This is a genomic window from Paenibacillus sp. FSL H7-0323 (assembly GCF_038002725.1).
GTDB lineage: Bacteria > Bacillota > Bacilli > Paenibacillales > Paenibacillaceae > Paenibacillus_AQ > Paenibacillus_AQ odorifer.
Genome location: NZ_JBBODB010000001.1, coordinates 2,011,941 through 2,032,919, shown reverse-complemented (window position 1 = coordinate 2,032,919; position 20,979 = coordinate 2,011,941). Strand labels below are relative to the sequence as shown.

At 45.4% G+C, this 20,979-nt stretch carries 19 protein-coding genes; 17 read left to right on the top strand and 2 right to left on the bottom strand.

Translation table 11 applies throughout. The annotated features are described in order from the left end of the window. The first annotated feature begins 182 nt into the window (after nt 1–182). Nucleotides 183–968 (top strand): SDR family NAD(P)-dependent oxidoreductase, encoded by a 786-nt coding sequence (locus MHH89_RS09220; protein WP_076280118.1) that lies wholly within the window; start codon nt 183–185, stop codon nt 966–968. 55 nt (nt 969–1,023) lie between these two features. Here the strand turns inward: MHH89_RS09220 and MHH89_RS09215 are convergent, their stop codons facing one another. Beyond that, nucleotides 1,024–1,230 carry a hypothetical protein gene (locus MHH89_RS09215; protein WP_341086903.1) on the bottom strand — a complete coding sequence of 69 codons (207 nt, stop codon included), beginning with the start codon at nt 1,228–1,230 and terminating at the stop codon, nt 1,024–1,026. A gap of 625 nt (nt 1,231–1,855) precedes the next feature. On the opposite strand from MHH89_RS09215, the gene MHH89_RS09210 reads away from it, so the two are divergent. From MHH89_RS09210 to MHH89_RS09150, 13 genes are all read left to right on the top strand, one after another. After that, nucleotides 1,856–2,182, top strand: coding sequence for a PadR family transcriptional regulator (locus MHH89_RS09210; protein WP_076129753.1), 327 nt, complete (start codon nt 1,856–1,858; stop codon nt 2,180–2,182). A 6-nt stretch (nt 2,183–2,188) separates the two neighbouring features. Next, nucleotides 2,189–3,151 (top strand): permease prefix domain 1-containing protein, encoded by a 963-nt coding sequence (locus MHH89_RS09205; RefSeq protein ID WP_076129752.1) that lies wholly within the window; start codon nt 2,189–2,191, stop codon nt 3,149–3,151. A gap of 251 nt (nt 3,152–3,402) precedes the next feature. After that, a complete protein-coding gene (locus tag MHH89_RS09200) occupies nt 3,403–4,161 on the top strand; it encodes a YveK family protein (protein ID WP_341086902.1) in 759 nt (252 codons plus the stop codon). Further along, nucleotides 4,109–4,816 (top strand): CpsD/CapB family tyrosine-protein kinase, encoded by a 708-nt coding sequence (locus MHH89_RS09195; protein ID WP_076280232.1) that lies wholly within the window; start codon nt 4,109–4,111, stop codon nt 4,814–4,816. Before MHH89_RS09200 ends, MHH89_RS09195 begins: the two co-directional genes overlap by 53 nt. Before the next feature lie 5 nt (nt 4,817–4,821). Beyond that, nucleotides 4,822–6,057: an oligosaccharide flippase family protein gene (locus MHH89_RS09190; RefSeq protein WP_076281651.1), complete on the top strand. Its 1,236-nt coding sequence runs from the start codon at nt 4,822–4,824 to the stop codon at nt 6,055–6,057. 84 nt (nt 6,058–6,141) lie between these two features. Beyond that, nucleotides 6,142–7,368 (top strand): O-antigen ligase family protein, encoded by a 1,227-nt coding sequence (locus MHH89_RS09185; RefSeq protein ID WP_076280230.1) that lies wholly within the window; start codon nt 6,142–6,144, stop codon nt 7,366–7,368. Next, a complete protein-coding gene (locus MHH89_RS09180; RefSeq protein ID WP_341086900.1) occupies nt 7,316–8,626 on the top strand; it encodes a glycosyltransferase family 4 protein in 1,311 nt (436 codons plus the stop codon). The genes MHH89_RS09185 and MHH89_RS09180 overlap by 53 nt, the downstream gene beginning before the upstream one ends. An 82-nt stretch (nt 8,627–8,708) precedes the next feature. Next, on the top strand, nt 8,709–10,619 hold the full coding sequence (locus tag MHH89_RS09175) for a polysaccharide biosynthesis protein (RefSeq protein ID WP_076280229.1): 1,911 nt from the start codon (nt 8,709–8,711) through the stop codon (nt 10,617–10,619). A 3-nt stretch (nt 10,620–10,622) separates the two neighbouring features. After that, nucleotides 10,623–11,741, top strand: a complete 1,119-nt coding sequence (locus tag MHH89_RS09170; RefSeq protein ID WP_312150732.1) for an LCP family protein — start codon at nt 10,623–10,625, stop codon at nt 11,739–11,741. 24 nt (nt 11,742–11,765) lie between these two features. Beyond that, nucleotides 11,766–12,392, top strand: coding sequence for a sugar transferase (locus MHH89_RS09165; RefSeq protein ID WP_076129746.1), 627 nt, complete (start codon nt 11,766–11,768; stop codon nt 12,390–12,392). After that, a complete protein-coding gene (locus MHH89_RS09160) occupies nt 12,389–13,186 on the top strand; it encodes a GNAT family N-acetyltransferase (protein ID WP_076129745.1) in 798 nt (265 codons plus the stop codon). Before MHH89_RS09165 ends, MHH89_RS09160 begins: the two co-directional genes overlap by 4 nt. Further along, nucleotides 13,179–14,312 carry a GNAT family N-acetyltransferase gene (locus tag MHH89_RS09155; RefSeq protein WP_341086897.1) on the top strand — a complete coding sequence of 378 codons (1,134 nt, stop codon included), beginning with the start codon at nt 13,179–13,181 and terminating at the stop codon, nt 14,310–14,312. Before MHH89_RS09160 ends, MHH89_RS09155 begins: the two co-directional genes overlap by 8 nt. Beyond that, on the top strand, nt 14,309–15,475 hold the full coding sequence (locus MHH89_RS09150) for a DegT/DnrJ/EryC1/StrS family aminotransferase (protein ID WP_076306137.1): 1,167 nt from the start codon (nt 14,309–14,311) through the stop codon (nt 15,473–15,475). The genes MHH89_RS09155 and MHH89_RS09150 overlap by 4 nt, the downstream gene beginning before the upstream one ends. A 6-nt stretch (nt 15,476–15,481) precedes the next feature. Here the strand turns inward: MHH89_RS09150 and MHH89_RS09145 are convergent, their stop codons facing one another. Further along, nucleotides 15,482–17,128, bottom strand: coding sequence for a glycosyl hydrolase family 28-related protein (locus MHH89_RS09145; protein ID WP_341086896.1), 1,647 nt, complete (start codon nt 17,126–17,128; stop codon nt 15,482–15,484). A 101-nt stretch (nt 17,129–17,229) separates the two neighbouring features. Between MHH89_RS09145 and MHH89_RS09140 the strand changes: the two genes are divergently transcribed. The 3 genes from MHH89_RS09140 to MHH89_RS09130 all read left to right on the top strand — a co-directional run bounded on the left by MHH89_RS09140 (nt 17,230) and on the right by MHH89_RS09130 (nt 20,947). Then, entirely contained in the window at nt 17,230–18,174 is a 945-nt protein-coding gene (locus MHH89_RS09140; protein ID WP_340393872.1) for an NAD-dependent epimerase/dehydratase family protein, read from the top strand. Between the two features lie 27 nt (nt 18,175–18,201). Next, nucleotides 18,202–19,320: an acyltransferase family protein gene (locus tag MHH89_RS09135; protein WP_341086895.1), complete on the top strand. Its 1,119-nt coding sequence runs from the start codon at nt 18,202–18,204 to the stop codon at nt 19,318–19,320. A gap of 571 nt (nt 19,321–19,891) precedes the next feature. After that, nucleotides 19,892–20,947, top strand: coding sequence for an LLM class flavin-dependent oxidoreductase (locus MHH89_RS09130; RefSeq protein ID WP_076129739.1), 1,056 nt, complete (start codon nt 19,892–19,894; stop codon nt 20,945–20,947). Nucleotides 20,948–20,979 lie beyond the last annotated feature (32 nt).

The window sequence follows — 20,979 nt, the reverse complement described above, 5'->3', positions numbered from 1 at the left end:
GAACTTTACTTTAGCTTTTTTTAGATAGCCGTTATTTCTAACCCTTATTTTACTGATGTAGAAGAGAAATAGCCAATAATTAAATGTGTAGAACTTTATTTGACAACACAACCTCACTTGGATACAATGATTCTTATTGAAACACTGTTTCTAAATGGTCGTTAAAGGGAGAGAGGATAACAATGATTACAATTCAAAATAAATGGACGTTGATTACCGGAGCTTCTTCGGGTATAGGTGAAGCGTTTGCTCGAGAACTTGCAGCCAAAGGAAGTCACTTAATTTTAGTCGCCCGTTCTGAAGATAAACTGATTGCTTTAGCGGAAAAATTAAAACGAGAATTTCAAATTCAAGCGGAGGTTCTAGTTGCTGATTTATCTCAAGAAGGTTCCCCTGACAGGCTCTATCAACAATGTGTAGAACGTGGCTTGAACGTTGATATTCTTATTAATAATGCAGGTTTTGCTACGCATGGGCTTTTTGAACAACTATCTGGTTCGAGACAACATGAAGAAGTGATGCTAAATGTTTTGGCGGTTGTAGATCTGACCCATTTGTTTTTGCCAGAGATGTTAAATAGAAAAAGTGGAGTGATCATAAACGTTGCATCAACAGCTGCATTTCAACCTCTCCCTAATATGGCTGTATATGGAGCGACAAAAGCTTTTGTATTATCATTTACTCAAGCGCTATGGGAGGAAAATCGGAAACGGGGCGTACAATTTCTTGCGTTATGTCCGGGGTCTACGGAAACAGAATTTTTTAATGTCGTGGGAGCCGATGAGGCTTCGGTAGGCAAACGAGACACGCCAGAAAATGTCGTTCAAGTGGCTCTTCGGTCGCTTCAGGCTAAAAAAGTATTTGCTGTCCCAGGATTTACAAACTATATTTCTGCTCAAATGTCACGTTTTTTTACACGTAAACAAATGCTTTATTTTGTTGGACGTATGCTCCGTACACGACATTAATAGGTCAACGTATTCAAGTTGGTGTATTCCTTAGCAATGATTAACTATTTATTAATTATAAAAAAACAACAAAACAGCGGTTCTCCCCAATATGGGAGAACCGCTGTTTTGTGTTTTGACTTGCTGACTTTGACTCAGTTTCGCTTGGATTTACATCAACAACATCAACATCAACATCAACGTCACCATCACCACCATCACCACCATCACCACCATCACCACCATCACCAACATCATCATCACCAACATCAACAATATACATCTAATCACATCGCCGACTCATAATCATCCACCGTGGTACGGACCCAGATGATGTTATTAGCATGTTTTTCGCAGTTCTAGCGTAGTTTCGGACTCCAGTGCAGCTATTCCCTAGAAAGGGCCCTAAATATGATGTTTTGTGCGCCAATAGGTGCATTGGGGTCCGATAGAACCTGAAAAGTAGTAAAATGCCTCGAATAACGCCAACTGAGTCCGATAGTACCTCATCCGCCAAACTAAGAGTAGGTAAACGTCACCGTCTATGCACACAGCCTACTAGTAAACACCATCGTCCTGCAAACAGCCAATTGGAGAACACCATCGACTTCGCACACAGCCTACTAGTAAATCGTCCTGCAAACAACCAATTGGTAAACACCCCCGCCCTCGCAAACAGCCTACTAGTAAACACCATCGTCCCCGCAAACACTACTGGCCTGCACCTTCGTATACCTAACCTCATATTGGAAGCTACGTCATGCGCAGACAGCAATTGTGATTTAATCAAGGAAGGTTCGGTCCTCAAATTATGTTGGCCTATTTTTCCATTAACTACTTCATCTGTCGTAGTAATTATGTTATACTGCAACTACTACGACAGATGAAGTAATCATGGGGGGATATTTTTGATCAGCAGTGATGTTATACGTGGCTACAATGATACGATGATCCTCTACATGCTGCTGGACGGGGAATCTTACGGGTACGAGATTTCCAAAAATATCAGGCAGTTAACACAGGAGAAATATGTTATGAAAGAGACAACATTATATTCTGCCTTCACCCGACTGGAGAAAAACGGGTACATAGAATCCTTTTATCTGGATGAGAGTCTTGGCAAGCGGCGTACGTATTACCGGATTACCCCTTTGGGTCTCGCCTATTACCGAGAAAAATGTGAGGAATGGAAGGTTACACAGCAAGTTGTAAACCAATTTATCAAGGAGTGGTGATAGAGCATGGAGACGATCATAGTATATCTGGATAATATGTTTGCGGGTCTGCCAAAGACTCCGGAACTGGAACATCTGAAGCAAGAGCTGCTATCAGGGATGGAGGAGAAGTACCTGGAGCTGAAGCTTGCTGGCAAGTCGGAGAATGAGGCGATTGGTATCGTCATATCGGAATTCGGCAATATTGAAGAGCTGACAGCGGAGCTTGGCATCGATCCAGTTGCGCCAGAACAGGCTATTCCGGTGCTGACGGAAGAAGAGGTTTACGCTTATGCGGCGGCCAGACGAAGCGCTGGATTATGGACGGGGATCGGCGTTTTTCTCTGCGCATGCGGAGTGGCGTTTTTGATCACCCTGGATACAATATTTGAAAATAAGGCTGTTATGAGTGATAAAGGTTCGATGCTGGGGCTGGTCGGAATGTTCGTGCTGGTCGCTATCGCGGTCGGGATGTTTATACACAGCGGAATGAAGCTGGATCGCTTTAAGAGTCTGGAGCAAGGCTTTCAGCTGCCTTATGCTCTAAAAATGGCGCTTCAACGCAGCCAAAGTCTTTATGCTCCGACTTACCGTCTTTCTCTGATTACAGGAGTCTGCCTATGCGTGCTGTCGCCGGCTTTTATCTTTACCACTAGCTATGTCAACGATGACTATGCTCCCTATGGAGTCGCTGCTTTTCTGTTTATTGCAGCTGTGGCGGTGTTTTTGTTCATCTATTACGGGAATATCCAGGGTACTTATACGAAGTTGCTGGAGGAGCCGAATATCACTGCAGAGAAGCAGGAAGAGAACCGATTTGTTGGAGTTGTTGGGGCTGTATTATGGCCTTTGGCGACGGCGATTTTTCTGTTCACGGGTTTTGTCTATGGGCGCTGGGACGTCAATTGGGCAGTATTCCCAATTGCTGGAGTTCTATCCGGCATGTTAAGCAATGTTCATCATGTTCTGAAACGTAAAGATATCTCCTGATGGTGTTAACTGCACTTGTACATTCCTGAACTAGATAGATTATATGTAAGGTATTCTACCAGTTGATTTTGCTGGAAGAATGCCTTTTTTTGTTGGATTTTAACAGGTGAGCTAAATGAGCCCTTTAATATTTTGACATTTAAATTTTAAGTACGGACTTGGACATATGTTGAGAGAAAGAGAATATGAATATACAACAATAATCTTGTTAAAGAGGCGACAATACATTAACTAGTTAGGAGAAATGATCGATGGAATTCGAACTGGGCAGCATTTTGAAACTAGTAAAACGTAGGCTGCTGTTCATTATTGTATTATGTATCGCTGCAGTCGGGCTCGCTGGTAGTGTTAGCTATTATGTTTTACAGCCGAAATACGAGGCGACAGCTTCTATACTTATTCAAGGAGACAGGCAGCAGAAAGCAATTAATGACATTATGGCCGGACAAAAACTGGTAACCACTTACGGGGAGATCATTCGAAGCAGCAGGATAGCGGAAGAGGTTGTCAGAAAGCTGCAGCTAAAAATGACAGCGGAAGAGTTACTCAAAAATGTGAAGACAAGAACCAATAGTGAATCACTCGTAACAACGGTAATTGTGACCAATTCAAAAGCTCAACGGGCAACAGATATCGCGAATGGCTTCGGAGAAGCCTTTAATGCGAATATTCAATCGATTATGGGAGTGGAGAATGTTGTATTTCTCGACCGTGCCAAGGTTCCTTCTGATCCTGTCTCACCTAAGCCGGTCTTCAATATGGCTGTTGCCTTCGGATTGGCGCTGATTACCGGGATCGCAATCTCTATCCTCCGGGAAATGATGGAGAAACCCGTGAGAAGTGCCAAAGATATTCAGCTTGATTTGCAGCTTCCGCTTCTGGGAACCGTGGGCAAATTGAAGCCACATAAACGGCGGAATAAAGCGAAAACCAAATCAGCAGAAGGAGCCACAAGTTATGAAGAAGAAAACGCCAAAATTATATTGCCTGGAACAACCGAAGTCATCTAACGGAGATCAATTCCGAACCATACGCTCCAATATTCGTTATACCCGCGTTGGTGGAGAGATCCGCTCTTTATTAGTCACAAGCTCGCTTCCGGATGAAGGGAAATCAACGGTAGCGATAAACCTGGCGATTGCCATGGCAGAAGCTGGTAAGACAGTTCTACTCATTGATGGGGATCTACGTACGCCAACGGTGCATAAGGCATTTGATCTGCCTAATTGGATCGGGCTTAGCAGTATCTTAGTGGATCATACCCGCTTAGAGGATTGCATTATTTCTATTGAGGAAGCAGAAGGTTTGTCTGTATTGACCTCTGGTCCGATTTCACCAAATCCCGCTGAATTACTAGGCTCTGAAGGAATGAAGCGATTATTTACAGAGCTGAGCGTGCGTTTTGATACGATTGTCATCGACTCATCCTCTGTATTAATGCCATTTTCGGATGCCCTTATTTTGGCAACGATGACTGAGGGGGTATTGCTAGTTGTGAAATCCGGAAAAGTACTCTTAAAGCACACGAGTTCTGCCAAGCACTTGCTAGAGCAGCAGGGAGCACATTTGCTGGGAGCCGTATTGAATTATCGGAAAAAGAGCAGGCGTTCCAAGATTCGCGGTGAAGATTTTGCCGAGTGGGCCTCTTCTTCAGGAATGGTCTGACGTCTATGTCATTTGCTTCTCTTCGTTATTTGCTCGGGAATATCACTTACGCTGGTGCTCAGTTTGTGATTGTGATCCTGCTGAATAAATTCGGGTCATCGGCAATCGTGGGGCAATATTCGCTAGGGCTTGCAGTTACTGCTCCGATCTTTATGCTGTCGCATCTACATCTTCGTTCCGTATTAATCGTTGATTCATCGGGGAAATACAGTTTTGGAGACTTTCTGGGCTTACGGCTGATAACAACCGCCCTTGCGTTTACGATTACCGCAGGCTTTTGCATAATGAGTGGTTTGGATTGGAATACAGCATTGGTTATTTTCTTCATCGGTCTGTATAGAATCGTTGAATCAATCAGTGATATTTTATTAGGCATCGTTCAAAAGGAGGAGAGATTAGATCAAATCTCAATCTCCAGAATGGCAAAAGGGTTATTCTCCATTCTAATCTTCATCCTCGTATTTATCCCTACACAGAGCCTTATTCTTGCCTTGTTAGTCATGATTATCGGATGGTTAGCGATAACGATTGGATATGATGCTCGTAAAGCGAGAATATACACTTCTCTCAGGCCACTCTTCAACAAAAGAAGCCTATGGAGTTTACTGATCGTCAGTTCACCGCTAGGCGTGGTGTTGGCGTTGATGTCGTTAAATACGAATATCCCATTATACGCGATTTCCTATTTTAAAGGGGAGCATGACTTAGGTATTTATGCTTCACTCTCATATATGATTGTTGCCTGTAATGTTGTCGTCACCGCACTTGGTGAAGCCATAACACCGCGTCTTGCCAGGTGGCATTCAGCCGGGAGACACAAGGAGTTTGTCACTTTACTCAGCCGAATGATAGCGATGGGTTTGGGTTTTAGTGCGGTCGCTTGTTTGATAGGGTGGTTGTTTGGACACAAGCTGTTAACCTTATTATTCAGTTCAGACGTGGCAGGAGAGTTAGGGTTGTTTCATTGGCTGCTGGCGTCCACCATGCTGGTATTTATTTCATCCTACCTGTGGTACGCCATAACGGCTACCGGAAGGTACAAAGCCCAGATTCCATTGTTTCTGTGCACAGCATTCACTAATGGCTTATGTTGTCTGATCTTCGTACCTCATTACGGGGTAGTAGGTGCTGCGATGGGAGCTAGTTCGTCGTTATTTGTACAGATGATTGGCAGTGTAGTTGTGCTGTATCGTGTCATCGGAAAGGTAAGAAATCGGGAACAGTCGGAAGCGGCAGCATAAGTTCTTTGTTTTATAGGAAAGTAGGAAAGTAGGAAAGTAGGAACTTGTATGACATCTGTATCTGTTGTAGGGAAGCCCTACACCATGCATAATTTATTTCTGTTTGCGGTCATGGGGTATATCATATGCCTTCCGGCACAGTTTGATTTTGGTGGAGCCTTCCGTATCGCCCCGTCGGATCTCTTCTTAATGTTAGGTTTGTTTGCCGCTGGATTCCATCTCAAATTGGACCGGAGGATATTCAGTTCATGGCATTGGGGCATGTTGTTCATTTTTGTTCTAGCTTCCTTTGTATCCATTTGGCGCAACGGCTTCATAACCCAATACGCCTTACTGCAAAAAGATATTGGATTCATACTCCTATTGTTGACCTACATCATGCTTGTGCAAGCCGTAGATAGCTGGGAACGGTTATATAAGATGCTCCGATTTTTCCTGATCAGTGTGCTGCTCTTAAATGGTGTTGCCCTATTCGCTTTTTTCAGCGGAGTAAAGGTTCCGTTTATGGTGCAAGACGGGCGGTTGTCCGGCATGTTAATTGATCCCAATGCATACGGGGGATTGCTGGTGACGGCTTTTGCCATTCATATCATGACGAGTGGGGAGAAGATAAAGCTGCTGCGGGGATGGGTCAGCATACTAGCGACGATAAGCTTAGCCGGGGGCATTATGATGACCTTCTCGCGCTCGTCATGGATTGGTCTCTTCCTTGTATTACTTACACTTTTGATTACCAAACCTTCCAGACTGATCAAGATCGGAATGGGGTTTGGTGTGGCTTTTATAGCTCTGCTGCTGTATAAAGGCACCGCTTATCTAAATGTGCTGGAGTCTATGTCCAGCAGACCTTCCCAGATCCAGTCGCGTCTTGACATCATTGACAAAGCGGTGGATTGGATCGCACAAAGTCCATTATTAGGCATTGGGCTTGGTTCCTATAATTACGAACTGCGCATTATTATCCACAACACGCCAATATGGTTTTTGACTGAATTCGGCTTATTGGGCTTGATTGTATATGGCGGATTTATGATTTGGTTCTTCATTGTGGGTATCCGTTCTTATCGTGCAGCAGATCCCATTCATAGGCCAATTATTATGGCATTGCTGTTGTCCCATGCGGCGATGATTGGTTTATCGATGGGTATTGAGGCGTTATTCCAGCGGTATTGGTGGTTCATGATGGCGATGAACGGAGCTTGCATCCGGTTAACAGACAAAAACCTGAAAGGAGAGATGCCCTATCGAACCCAACACGTTGAACGGTCAACTGGGCGCAAGCTTCGACAACGAGCAGAGCAACCTCAATAAAAGCTCAAGTAAGGACATCGGGAGTATTCCAGCTGAGGGTAGCTTACAAGCAAAGGTTGCTTTTGTAGCCTCCATTTATGGGCATTTCGAGAGTTTTCATTTACCTTACATGGTGTTATTGCTGCAAAAAGGGTGTGAAGTCCATGCTTACGCTCAGCCGGGCGAAGCCAGACAGCGCTTGGAACAGCGGGGAATTGTATGTCACGACGTACCTATACAACGAAGTCCTTTACAGTTGAAGAATTGGACGGCTCTGCGGATCTTAACGAAAAGCTTCCAAGCGGAAAAATTTCAGTTCGTCCATGTACATACACCAGTGGCTTCGATTCTCGGACGGATTGCAGCCCATAGAGCAGGTGTCCCTAGCGTATTGTATACAGCTCATGGTTTTCATTTTTTTAAAGGTGCTCCTTTTCTGAATTGGATGCTTTATTATCCGTTGGAGTATTTGATGGCACGTTGGACGGATGTACTGATCACCATTAATAGTGAAGATTATGAGCGTGCTCTGAAATTCCCTGTGCGAAAAAGAGTAACTTATGTGAGCGGAGTCGGGCTTGATCTTCAGGTATACGGTAGCGGTGAGGGGGATGATGAAATTGCAAAAATGAAGGGGGTAAGTCGTCACCAGCTATTTGATTTACCTAAGAGTGACAATGATAATCCTTCATTCGTTGTTCTCTGCGTCGCTGAGTTAAATGCTAACAAGAACCAAAAACAGTTGATCGAAGCACTACATCATTTGGGTGATCAAGCAAGCGATATTCATCTAGCATTCGCAGGTACAGGTCCTTTCGAGCAAACCCTTATAGAACTTGCTATTCGGTTAGAGGTTAGGGATCAGGTGCATTTTCTGGGGTTCCGAAGAGATATACCGGATTTGCTACAAGCGTGTGATGTTGCGGCACTTGTGTCCTATCGTGAGGGGTTACCCCGGGCGATTATGGAGGCGATGGCAGCAGGCAAACCCGTGATCGGCACACATATTCGGGGCATTCGCGATTTGATTGAGCATGAGTCAACGGGCATGTTGGTTCCAGTGGATGATATTGCCGCTACGGCAAAAGCACTGGTTCAACTGCGAGCGGACGCAGCTTTGACCGCAGCAATGGGTAAGGCGAACAAGGACAGGATTATTCGCTATGGATTGCCAGCGGTGCTTCGTGAAATGGACTCGATTTATATAGAAGCGCTGAAAGAACCAGGGATAAAGCCTTTTCCGTCTGAATTACAACCGGGTCTGACAGCAGATAGATAATTCATTCTCGCATATACGACAACAAACGAATAAACGAATAAACGAATAAACGAATAATTAGTTAATTAGGGAGAAAGAAGTGATGAAAATGCGGATCGTACGTTTAGTCATGTTGGATGCAGGAATTATAGCGGCTTCAGTGTGGCTTGTGTTTTTACTTCGGTTTGATTTTCAAATCCCTGAGCAGTACATGTGGATGCTTCCGTGGGCGATACTCATTCACATAATGGTGTACGCAGCGTTCTCGTTTGGATTCAAGGTGTATAACAATATTTGGCGATACACCGGTATAGGTGAGTTATTGCAGCTGCTAAAAGTGAGTGCTTTAACACTCTGCGGAGTGGTCGCTGTCAATGTATCTGCGCATGTATTCGTCCCTTCCTATCGATTGCCGATTTCGATTTATTTTGCAGCGGGTTACGTATTTCTCGGCATTGCCGGCTTACGTTTAGTTAACCGCCTCATCAACGATAGATTCGAAACACTGGGAACAAAGGGTTCATCCGAAGGCAATCTGCTAATTGTTGGGGCGGGAAAAGCAGGCATCCTCGTTACCAAAGATATCAAGCATTCAAGATTTAAATTCATGAACCCAGTTGCCTTCATAGATGATGATATCTCAAAGCGCAAGCTGGAGCTTATGGGGTTGCCGATAGTCGGTAACCGTAACTTCATTCCCCAGGCAGTCGAGGAGCTGGACATTTCGTTCATTATCATCGCTTTGCCTACGGCTCCTCAAAAGGAATTACTGGAGATCATCGAAATCTGCAAATCTACCAAAGCTCAGATCAAGTTAATGCCTAGTATGACCGATATTTTGGACGGGAAAATGGCCATTAACATGATCCGTGAAGTATCCGTAAATGATTTGCTGGGGAGAAGTCCCGTAGAAATTAATACGGAAGAGATTCGTGAGAATCTGGGAAGCGAGTGTATTCTCATCACGGGTGCAGGCGGTTCAATTGGTTCGGAATTATGCCGGCAATTGGCTGCGTATCGTCCGAAGGAAATGCTGCTTTTGGGGCATGGAGAAAATAGCATTTATCTTATTGAACAAGAGTTGCGGCAGTTATATCCCGATCAGATCATTCATCCCATTATAGCGGACATTCAGGATGTATCGCGGATCGATAACGTTTTTCAAAAGTTCCGCCCCTCCATTGTGTATCATGCCGCTGCTCACAAGCATGTTCCTCTTATGGAGATGAATCCAGTAGAGGCAGTTAAAAATAATGTGATCGGCACAAGGAATGTAGCGGAAGCGAGTGCTAAATATGGCGCTAAACGGTTCATCCTCATCTCATCGGATAAGGCGGTTAATCCTACCAGTGTTATGGGGGCCACGAAACGAGCCGCGGAAATGATCATTAATGATCAGAATTCCTTAAGTAAGACGGTTTTTGCCGCTGTACGTTTTGGTAATGTGCTGGGCAGTCGGGGCAGTGTCATTCCGTTATTCAAAAGACAAATCGAAAACGGCGGCCCGGTGACGGTTACACATATGGATATGGTGCGTTACTTCATGACGATACCCGAAGCGGTACAGTTGGTTATTCAAGCAAGTGTGCTGGCACAAGGGGGAGAAGTGTTTGTGCTGGATATGGGTAAGCCAGTTCGTATATACGATCTAGCGAGGGATTTAATCCGCTTGTCGGGTCTCGAGCCTGACAAAGATATTCCCATTGTGGTCACTGGCATTCGTCCTGGAGAAAAATTGTTTGAGGAGCTTTTGACTGAAGAAGAAGGGTTATTGGTCACTAACAACTACCGTATTATGATTAGCCGCCCGCAAAGTGTCTCCAGATCTGAACTGAATTTGGTGTTGGGGGTTCTGGAGAACCTGTGCAAACGGTATGAACTGATGCCAAGCAGTCATCAGATCAAAAAACTGCTAAAGCAGCTAATTCCAAGCTATTCGGGTTTTCAGGAAGAACCGCAGGTGGGCACACATGATCTTGAACGCATTAAATCCGAAGTTCATGCGGGAATCTGACCTATGAAGTCGACTAAGCATTCATGGATGACAAGATTATGGGGCAAGCGCGACAAGGCAATTACTGGTAAACGTTCACGCATGCGGCGGGTGGGACGATACAGCCTGATTGTTATTCTTGTTGTGGTTGTAGTTGGGGGGATCTGGATTGGAGGGATATTGAATCCAGAGCATCGTTTTAATAAGGCGATTCTTAACCCCATGACGATCCCTAGCTCTAATGTGGTTACGGACAATGAAACGATGGTGCAATCGCTCAGCACACCAGCCCCACAAGCGCAAACGGATGAGCTTACCCTTACAACGTCTACACAGACTCCAACTGCGGTGACATCTCCAACAGACAAGAAAAGCTCATCCTTTAATGTAGTGCTAATTGGAACAGACACTTGGGGCGGAGAAAGCTCGCGGGCAGATACGATCATGGTTGCCCATGTGATGCCGGATCAACGGAAGGTGAATATCGTATCTGTGCCGCGGGACACGCGGGTTTATGTGCAGAACATCGGTTATACCAAGATCAATCATGCACATATCGTTGGTGAAACAAAGGGTGGGAATCAGCAGGGTACGCTGACACTGATTCAAGCCGTTAGTGATTTTATGAATATTCCTATTCATTACTACATCAAGACGAACTTCTCCGGTGTTCGTGATTTCATCGATTCGATCGGCGGGATCGATATGCTGATTGATCAGGATGTGACCATCACTCCGGAGATCACCATCAAGAAAGGTGAGCAGCATCTGGATGGTGCCCACACGCTTTATTTAGCAAGGGAGCGCTACTCGACTCCGGAGGGTGACTTTAGCCGCCAACGGGAGCAATTCAATATCGTTCGGGCTGTAGCCAAAAAGCTATTAAGTCCGGAGCATATTCCTGATCTAGCGGGACTGCTACTGCGTGAAAAGAAAGACATTATTGATACGAGTTTTAGTGACAGTGATTTGATGAGCTTAGCTTGGCTATTCAAAGGAATGGATTCCGCAGATTTTGCTTACGAACAGATTCCTGGCCATAACAGCTCTGCTCTAGATCCGCTCGTCCGAACCAAAGTGTATTATTGGAGTGCAAATCCGGAAGAGGTAAAGTCACTTACAGAACGTCTTTTTACGGAATAAGAGAAAGGCGGGGGAAAGACTACCATGTATCGCCATATGAAGCGGGGCTTCGATTTGGTGGGAGCGATCGTTATGTTAGGTGTGTTTAGTCCGGTCATGGCTGTGGTGGCGTTGCTGCTTCGGATAAAGCTGGGAAGTCCTATTTTGTTCAAGCAGCAACGGCCGGGAATGGGAGAAAGACCCTTCTACATCTACAAGTTCCGAACCATGGCTGAAATGTATGATGCGCAGGGCCAGCCGTTATCGGATGCTCGGCGTTATATCAAATTCGGCGGATTGATTCGAAAGCTGAGTCTGGATGAGCTCCCGCAATTAGTAAATGTTGTGAAGGGAGAAATGAGTCTGATCGGACCAAGACCTTTGCTCATCCGTTACAGCCCGCATTACTCTGAACGGGAGCGGCTGCGATTTACTGTAAGACCCGGAATAACGGGATTGGCGCAGGTATCTGGACGTAATACTTCGGAGTGGAAACAGCGGCTCTCCTATGACGTTACCTATGTTGAGAAGCTGAGCTTTAGATTAGATGCGTTGATCTTATGCAAAACTGTGCTGAAGGTGATCCGCCAAGATGACGTTGTGGCCAATCCGGGTGAGCATAGTTTGCCGCTCGATGAGTACAGAATGAACCAAAAGGAGGGGTCGGCATGAATTTGCGGTTTAGTCCGCTTCAGGAAGATGATATTCACCTTGCATGCCGGCTCTTACAGAGCAACTTGCCAGAGTCGGTCTACAATCAAACCATATTCGCCTGTGGCGGTTATCCCGAATATTTGAAAGCAGCATGTAAATGCGGAAGCCATTCAGCAACACTGCTGATTGGTGCCTATACTGAAGATCATCTTATTGGATTCGCTGAATGGCGAAGAATGGAGCAGATGCTGGTTCTGAATAACTTGAATGTGGACGCAGCTTATCGAAAAGACGGCATCGGCGGCAAGCTTATGGCGTACGGGGAGACGTTAGCCCAAAAGGATGGCATTTCGAAGCTGGCACTTGATGTATTTTCGTGGAATGAGCAAGCTCATGCTTGGTATTTGCGGCTTGGTTTTGCAGAGGAAGGCCGGACTTACTGGTATGTAAGAGATTTGGCTCCATCGATTGATAGGGATAGAGAAGCATTGGCTTACATCATAGATGATTATCCGATGGCAGAGGCACATCATCAAAAGTATGGATTCTCTTCTCTTAAGATTAGAACGAAGGAAGAGACTTCAGTAGTGGGCCGGTTAGGTGAACAGTATTATCGTATCCAACTGCAAAGTGGAGGGTGGAGTGGCTGCAATCTTTTGACAGACGTATTAATGGATTTAGACCGGGAGAAAAGGCTGCTGTTGCTTTCTTCAGATGCTTATTTGCGTGAGCGAGACCCCGGGCTAATCTTAAGCACTGAAAGTATACGTATGATCAAACTATTGGAGAATCAAGAGGTGTTGTATGAGTAACTTCATCGTGTTAGACAGCTCTAGTTCAGCGGAATGGGATGTCTATTTGAACCAGCTAGAGACGAAGGATATCTATTTCTCCTCAGCGTTTTTTCGGCTGTTTGAGGATGGAGAGCATCAGCAGGCAGAGCTGTTTGTTTTTAAGCAGGGAGACCAGCTCATAGTTTATCCTTACTTACTTCGCTCCATAAGCCATCTTCCTGCCGTAATCCAACTGGGGCTTGAAGGCGATTGGTACGACATTAGTACACCCTATGGATACGGGGGACCGATATCGAATCTCCCTCCGGGAGCCGAACGAAGTGAGCTGTACCAGCAATTCAGTGAAACGTTCACGGATTACTGTAGAGAGAAAAAGATCATGACCGAGTTTGTAAGATTTCATCCCTTGATTGGCAACGCTACGGAATATCAAAGCGGTCTGACCACCGAATGGAATAGGAATACAATTTATATTGATTTGACTGTGGGTTCGGAGTCAGAGCTTATCCGGCATTATGGCAGCAATCATAAACGGAATATTCATAAATTAAAGTCCGCACCCTTTACGATTCGAAATTCGAATCTGAAGGATCGTATTGAGTCCTTCAGTGAATTGTATTACGGAACACTAAACGATTTACAGGCGGATTCTTTTTATTATTTTCCCAAAAAATTTATAGAAGATACTAGTCATCTACTTGAGGGGAGAGTAGAGCTATTCGAAGCTATGGATGGGGAGAAAACGGTGGCGACCAGCATCGTGTTACATGAACGACCGTGGATGCATTATCACCTATGTGGTTGGGATCGCGCCTATCTGCAGTGGTCACCTACCAAATTGCTAATACACGCAGCAGCCAAGTGGGGGATGGAAAATGGCTTTGAATGTTTTCATCTTGGCGGGGGATATAAGGGGAATGACGACTTATTTCAATTCAAGCATAGATTCGCGACACAACTGGAACCCCTTGACTATTACTTAGGTAAACGAATTTTTTTCCCAGAGTTGTATGAGCGGATCATATCCTTTTGTGACACCAGAATATCAGGAAATTACTTTCCGCTCTATCGGCATCCAGATCTCGATATGATATGTATTCCATCTGAAGAAATCGGTCCAAATGGAGAAAGGAGCTTCGCATGAGCATTAGTCAAACGAGCATTCTGCCACGAATCTTGTTATCCCCGCCGCATATTAGTGGACGTGAGCAGGTCTACATGGAGGAGGCGATACACTCTGGTTGGATTGCTCCTATTGGTCCGCAAGTTGATGCGTTCGAGCGGGAGATGGCCGCCTACACAGGATCAAAGGGTGCACTAGCGTTAAGCTCTGGCACGGCGGCGATTCATCTCGCACTTCGTCTAGCCGGTGTCACACAAGGAGATTACGTGATCTGTTCTACGCTCACGTTCGTTGCTAGCGCCAATCCTATTTTATATTTGGGGGCCACCCCCGTATTTGTCGATTCAGAGCCTGAGACCTGGAACATGTGTCCGCTAGCTTTTCAGCGGGCCTGCCAAGCTTTGAATGACAAAGGGCTGCTGCCAAAAGCGGCTGTTGTCGTCAATTTATACGGACAAAGTGCAGACATGGCGCCCATTGTAGAAATAGCTAACCGATATGGAATTACCTTGATTGAGGATGCTGCCGAATCACTGGGCGCTTTCTACCAAGGCAAGGCCAGCGGAACGTGGGGCCAATTCGGAATCTATTCTTTCAACGGAAATAAGATTATTACGACGTCAGGTGGGGGCATGCTCGTATCCGACGATACCGAAGCCTTAGATCAAGCGCGCTTCTGGTCTACGCAAGCCCGAGACACTGCCCCTCATTATCAACATTCCGAAATGGGATACAACTATCGGTTAAGCAACCTGTTGGCAGCCATAGGACGCGGTCAATTAGAACTGCTTGAAGAGCGAGTAGAGCGTCGCAGATCTATTGGCCGGCGATATAGGGAACGGTTAGGTTCCATACCGGGTCTTCATTTTATGCCGGAAGCGCGCAATTGTCGCAGCACGCACTGGTTGAGTGCGCTGACCATCGATGAAGAAGTGGCGGGGTTCTCTTCACAACAACTCCTGTCATGTCTGGAACAGCACAATATCGAAGCTAGACCTGTATGGAAACCGCTGCATTTACAACCCTTGTTCGAGAGCAATTACTACTATCCTTACAGTGAGGAATACAGTGTATCGGATAAATTATTTTCAACAGGTGTCTGCCTGCCTTCTGGAAGCTCTTTATCGGATGAGGATTTGGAACGTGTCGTTTATGCGATAGAGACATGTAACCAATACCGTTGATTCATCTTATTTAGCCTTCCATCCGCTGGCAGCTGATCCGCTTTCCTTCACATACAAAGTGGCTTGTGCCGTGCCATCCGTTCGCATGGCCAGACTGCCAACTGGGGCGGTTACGACTCCCTCGGGCGAACCCTCTACTATGAACACCGCGGGCAATACTGCCCCGCCAGTGAGGCGAATGGCCCGTTTGAAGTTACCGTAGGTCGAGAACCATTCAGGGAGCGAATATGGATTATACAAGGTTCCTAGTGATGTGCCTTGCATGCCGATTAGTGTTTCGAATTCTAGAATTCGCTTTACCTTCACTGCTCGGGTATCAAACACCGCTACATTATTGAGGCGCAGAGACGGTTTAGCTGCACCGTAAGAAGAGACTAGCACTACCTGATTGGTTCCGCTATTGCGGACGATCATATTGTCGACAGTAGCCATCGCGTCAGACTCCGTTGTGAATAAATGCAAGGTATTGCCCGTTAAATCCTGTGCATCTATCGTCCCCACATAAAGATCTCCTCCGTCGATTCGGACACCACTTGCTAAGGTGGAACCCGAACCGTACATTCCTAAAGAACCGATGTGCAACCTTGGTTTACCTCCGGCAGCATTAAACGCTGCATAGATCGCAGGGCCCCCGATGCCATCGAACTTGGCGCTAGCGATATCAATAAATTGTGAATAGATCGTCTGTAGACCGAAGTTAGCTTTATGATCGGTGGAACGGATAGCCAAATGATTGATTTTCAGCGTCAGTCCATAGGACAGTAAGGCTGGACTTACCGATCCGCTTACACGCATATCTAGTGAACCGATGTCGAGTGTCCAGAGTCTAGCGATAGCATCTGTAAGCCCTGCTGATAGGTCGTTACCGAAACCTATGGTTGTCAAGGAGTCGAATCGCTGATAAAAGCTGCGCGTTCCTTTAAAGACATCGGGTTCAAGATCGAGAGAGTTAGCACCAGTAAAACTAGGCGCGCCACCGCGGCTATTATTCAGAACCGCTCTGTTGACATGAAGCTGGTCTACAAAATGGACCACAAAGTTCTTTCGTCCAGCAGTCTCACAGCGTGCATATCCGATGTGCACATTAACGGAGGGGATTTCTTCTGTCCCCCCAATGAAGATATTATCCCCATAGCAATCGTGAGAGTACACTGACTCTATCGTTATATTTTGCGAAGAAGAAATGAACAAGCCGTGAAGCTGATCGTTGACGGCTGTTTTAACAGTCGATGCACTTCCATCAATTTCAAGGGTGCCCGCGATTGTGATATTTGAGGCATTTAAGATTACTAGAACCCTAGTGTCTGAGGGTGGGTTCGGGGCAAGCACAAGTTTGGAGCCGGCTTCAAAGCTTAAATTCGTTTTGGACGGAATTCGAAGACACCACCAGTCGAGGACGGAGGGGTTACGCATGCGTCCCGAAGATACCTTATATACACCTGGAGGAAAGATTACTACTTTGTTTTTGGCGTTTCCCGCATTGATAGCATTTTGAATCGCTACTGTATCGTCCTTGATACCGTTTCCTACAGCGCCGTACGATCGGACGTTCACATAACCGTTAGTCTCAGGGTCTAATTTAATAGATGTGACCGCACCATCAGAAAGGATGGACGTAGTCACCGAGCTGTCTGGAATAGGGGCAGTAGCCATATACTTCACTCCTTTATCCTTTGATTTTGTATTTTATGTGAATTTTTCGGGGAATGCACGGTACAAAGATCACTCTTAGCGGGCGAAAGGAGTTTTTTATTTTGAAGGTATTGGTAACTGGGGGGTTAGGCTTTATTGGATCCCATGTGGTTGATCGGCTAATAAAAAAGGGCATAGAAACTGTGATTGTAGATAATGTATCCGGAGCCTCCGGTCTGACTTATATGAATCCTGCTGCGGTTCTGTATAAGTACGATATTCGGGATGAGACTTTGCATGAGGTGTTTAACCTTGAAAAGCCAAATGCAGTCATTCATCTGGCTGCACAGATCGACGTCAGAGAATCACAGCGGAACCCGTTATTTGATGCGAATGTGAATATTGTTGGCACGCTGAATGTACTGCGCATGTGCGAGATCCATCAGGTTCAAAAGCTAGTTTATGCCTCGTCGGCAGCGGTTTATGGGAACCCGGAATATTTGAGCATTGATGAGCAGCATCCCTTAAATCCCGAGTCCTGCTATGGTGTATCCAAAAGTGTACCAGAGTCATATATTCGGATGTTTGCCAGCTTACATGGGCTGAAATATACGATTCTGCGTCTCGCTAATGTATATGGGCCAAGGCAAAGTTCGCATGGAGAAGCTGGCGTTGTTTCCGTTTTTCTGGATCGTATAAAGCAAGGGAAGGATCTCGTAATCTATGGGGACGGTGAGCAGACTAGAGATTTCGTCTATGTGGAGGATGTGGCGCAAGCGTTCGTTGACGCGGTTCAGACCGAAGGCAGGGTGAATAATGAGACGATGAATATTAGCTGCGGAATACCAACCTCGATAAATACGATGGTTCGGATGTTAAGCGACATCACGGGTGGTGATTTCCTGACAACCTATGCGGAGCCCCGTCCGGGGGATATTCTCCATAGCTATTTAAACAATCAAAAAGCCCAGGAATTATTGTCTTGGTTCCCTAACCATAACTTTCATACCGGGCTGGAAAAAACAATTACTGACCGCTTAAGTGTAGGAAGCGCAGTAGATCATTAAAAGCACCCATTGAAAGGGGCACTCCGCATGGAACGCAAAATGAACTCGGAAATGTTCGTTCTTCGTAGTGTAGCCTGCTTAAGTATAGCCCTGCTGCATGCTCTTTATCGGGTTTATGACGATGGAAATACATCTTGGGTAGAGTCGGTGGGTTTACTGCTAACGTTTGGCACACCTGTATTCGTATTTATCTCCCAATTCGTGTTGTCATTTGCCTATCCCAATGAAATTCCAGCGAGATTTTGGGAGAAAAGAATCAAGTATATTTTATTGCCTTACTTTTTTTTCGGGACCTTGTATGCAGGACTAAAAGGATTGGAGCTGTCGAGTAGTGACGGCATTCCTTTGCTGCAGGCTTTTTGGTATTACCTCTGGCGTCATTTGCTGATTGGAGATTTCCATGGCTATTTTATACTGATTATCTTTCAGTTTTATGCTTTATTCCTCTGGTTTCAGACGTATGCGAAGCGGCTTAACCCCCGCAATATTCTAATCGTATCGTTCCTTATTAACGTTATCTATTTGGGTTTCTTCAACTTTACTACGCCCGCAGATACGGCAGCCGCCCATTATTTCTGGGATAAAATGTACTGGATTTTCGCACCTGGTTGGATTTTTTACTTTACAGTAGCCTATTACCTGGGACGAAATGAGCTGTGGTTCCGGGAAAAATTAAAAAAGTTCCGCATAGCCGTATACACGCTCCCGGTTCTGACAGGTGCGCTAGTGCTGTTCGTGAATAGTCAAGGCTGGATAACGGCGCATAGCTCCAAAAGAATTGATATGCTTCTATTCGCCTTAAGCATGATTTTGCTGCTCTTCTCCGTGGCATCGAAAATGAAGAAAGTGCCACGTGTGCTGGAATGGAGCAGCAGATATTCTTTTGGCATATACTTGCTTCATCCTTTGCTATTGGCTATATTCGTTAAGCTTCCAGCTTCATTTGGGTTGCAAAACCTTGGACTATTTAGTGTTCTGCTGCAATTTGTCGGTTGTGTGGTAGGCTCGGCACTTATAATGAATTTAGCGAATCGAATTCCTGGCGGAGCGTATGTATTCGGTCGGATCGGCGTTGGGATAAACCCAAGCAAACCACCGAAATCGCTGGATAAGCCGATAACTCCGAATATTGGGAATGCAAACTAGCTTGGATTTGACCGGCCGCTAATCGTCTGTGTTTAGGTGATTAGTGGTCTTTTTTGTTTTTGTATTATTGCGATTACTTCGCTATTACATCGCGATTACATCTCACTAGCAGCACCCTCACAATTCTCATTAAAAAAGCAAAATAGTTGTAAAAAGTACATTTAAGCTCTTATGCTCGCAGCTTTGGGGCAGTTTAATTGCATATTTTACAACTATTATTCTAGAATCCCGCCATATTGACGCAAGTGCTCGTATTTAAGTGTACAGAGTGCAACTAAATCCACAAAGGCTACCTTCAAAGCGTATATAGTTGCACAAAATGCAATTAAACTAACATTATGGAAGCTACTTTGCACGAATAGCTGCATCTAAGTCCGATAATTTAGCAAAATGAATGAAATTATTAAATTAACGGCTCCTCAGTCCGATCTATAGTGAGGGGGATCTAATTAGATGAACTTCGATTATAGTCGAAGGGACCTAAATTAGTTAGTATAATTAGGTAGTCCCTTTATGGTTTTTTACATCCAGAGAATAATGCATCGTGCAGAATATTAGGAGGAAATGAATAGTGGAACTTGGAGTAAGCACATTTGTCGAGACCACACCTGATGTCCAAACGGGTGAGACAATAAGTCATGCAGAACGACTACGTGAAGTAGTGGAGGAAATTGTACTTGCCGAAGAGGTGGGATTAGATGTATACGGAGTAGGTGAGCATCATCGGCATGATTATGCGGCGTCTTCACCTGCGGTTGTACTGGCTGCGGCTGCTTCGTTGACTACTAAGATCCGGCTGAGCAGTGCTGTAATGATCCTGTCTTCAGCTGATCCGGTGCGTGTGTTTCAGGACTTTGCAACGCTGGACGGAATTTCGAACGGACGTGCGGAGATTATGATCGGCCGGGGTTCGTTTACAGAGTCTTTTCCTCTATTCGGATATGATCTGAAGGATTATGAAGAACTGTTTAATGAGAAGCTGGAATTGTTATTAGCCATCCAAAAGTCAGAAAAAGTGACCTGGAAAGGCAAACACCGAGCAGCTATAGAAAATTTGGGGATTTACCCGCGTCCGGTTCAAGATCCTTTACCGATTTGGATCGGGAGTGCAGGAAGTCCAGAGTCTGCGATCCGCACAGGATCACTAGGTTTGCCTTTTGTTTTAGCGATTATAGGGAATGTTCTACCACTGGATTATGCGTCACATGTACAGCTTTACAAAAAAGCAGCAGCTGAAGCCGGGCATGATATTTCAAAATTTCCAATCGCTTCGCATTCACACGGGTTCATAGCGGAGACTAATCAGTTAGCGCTGGAGAAATTTTTTCCTTCAACGCATGCCCGGACCAATGTGCGGGCGAAAGAAAAAGGAACACCTCCGTACCATCGTGCAGATTATGATGCAGCGTGCAGCTTAGAGGGCGCCCTTTACGTAGGTGATCCAGAAACTGTCGCTAATAAAATCATTCATCTGCGCAAGCATGTGGGAATTACGCGATTCTTTTTACATGTGCCGCACGGCACGATGCCTCATGAGGATGTTATGCAGGCGATTAGACTGCTGGGCACCGAAGTGGCCCCACGTGTGCGGGAAGAAGTAGCGCGCTGGGAAGCAAGTAACCGGTAATTTAGTAAGCTGCGTCCTTAGGACGTGGCTTT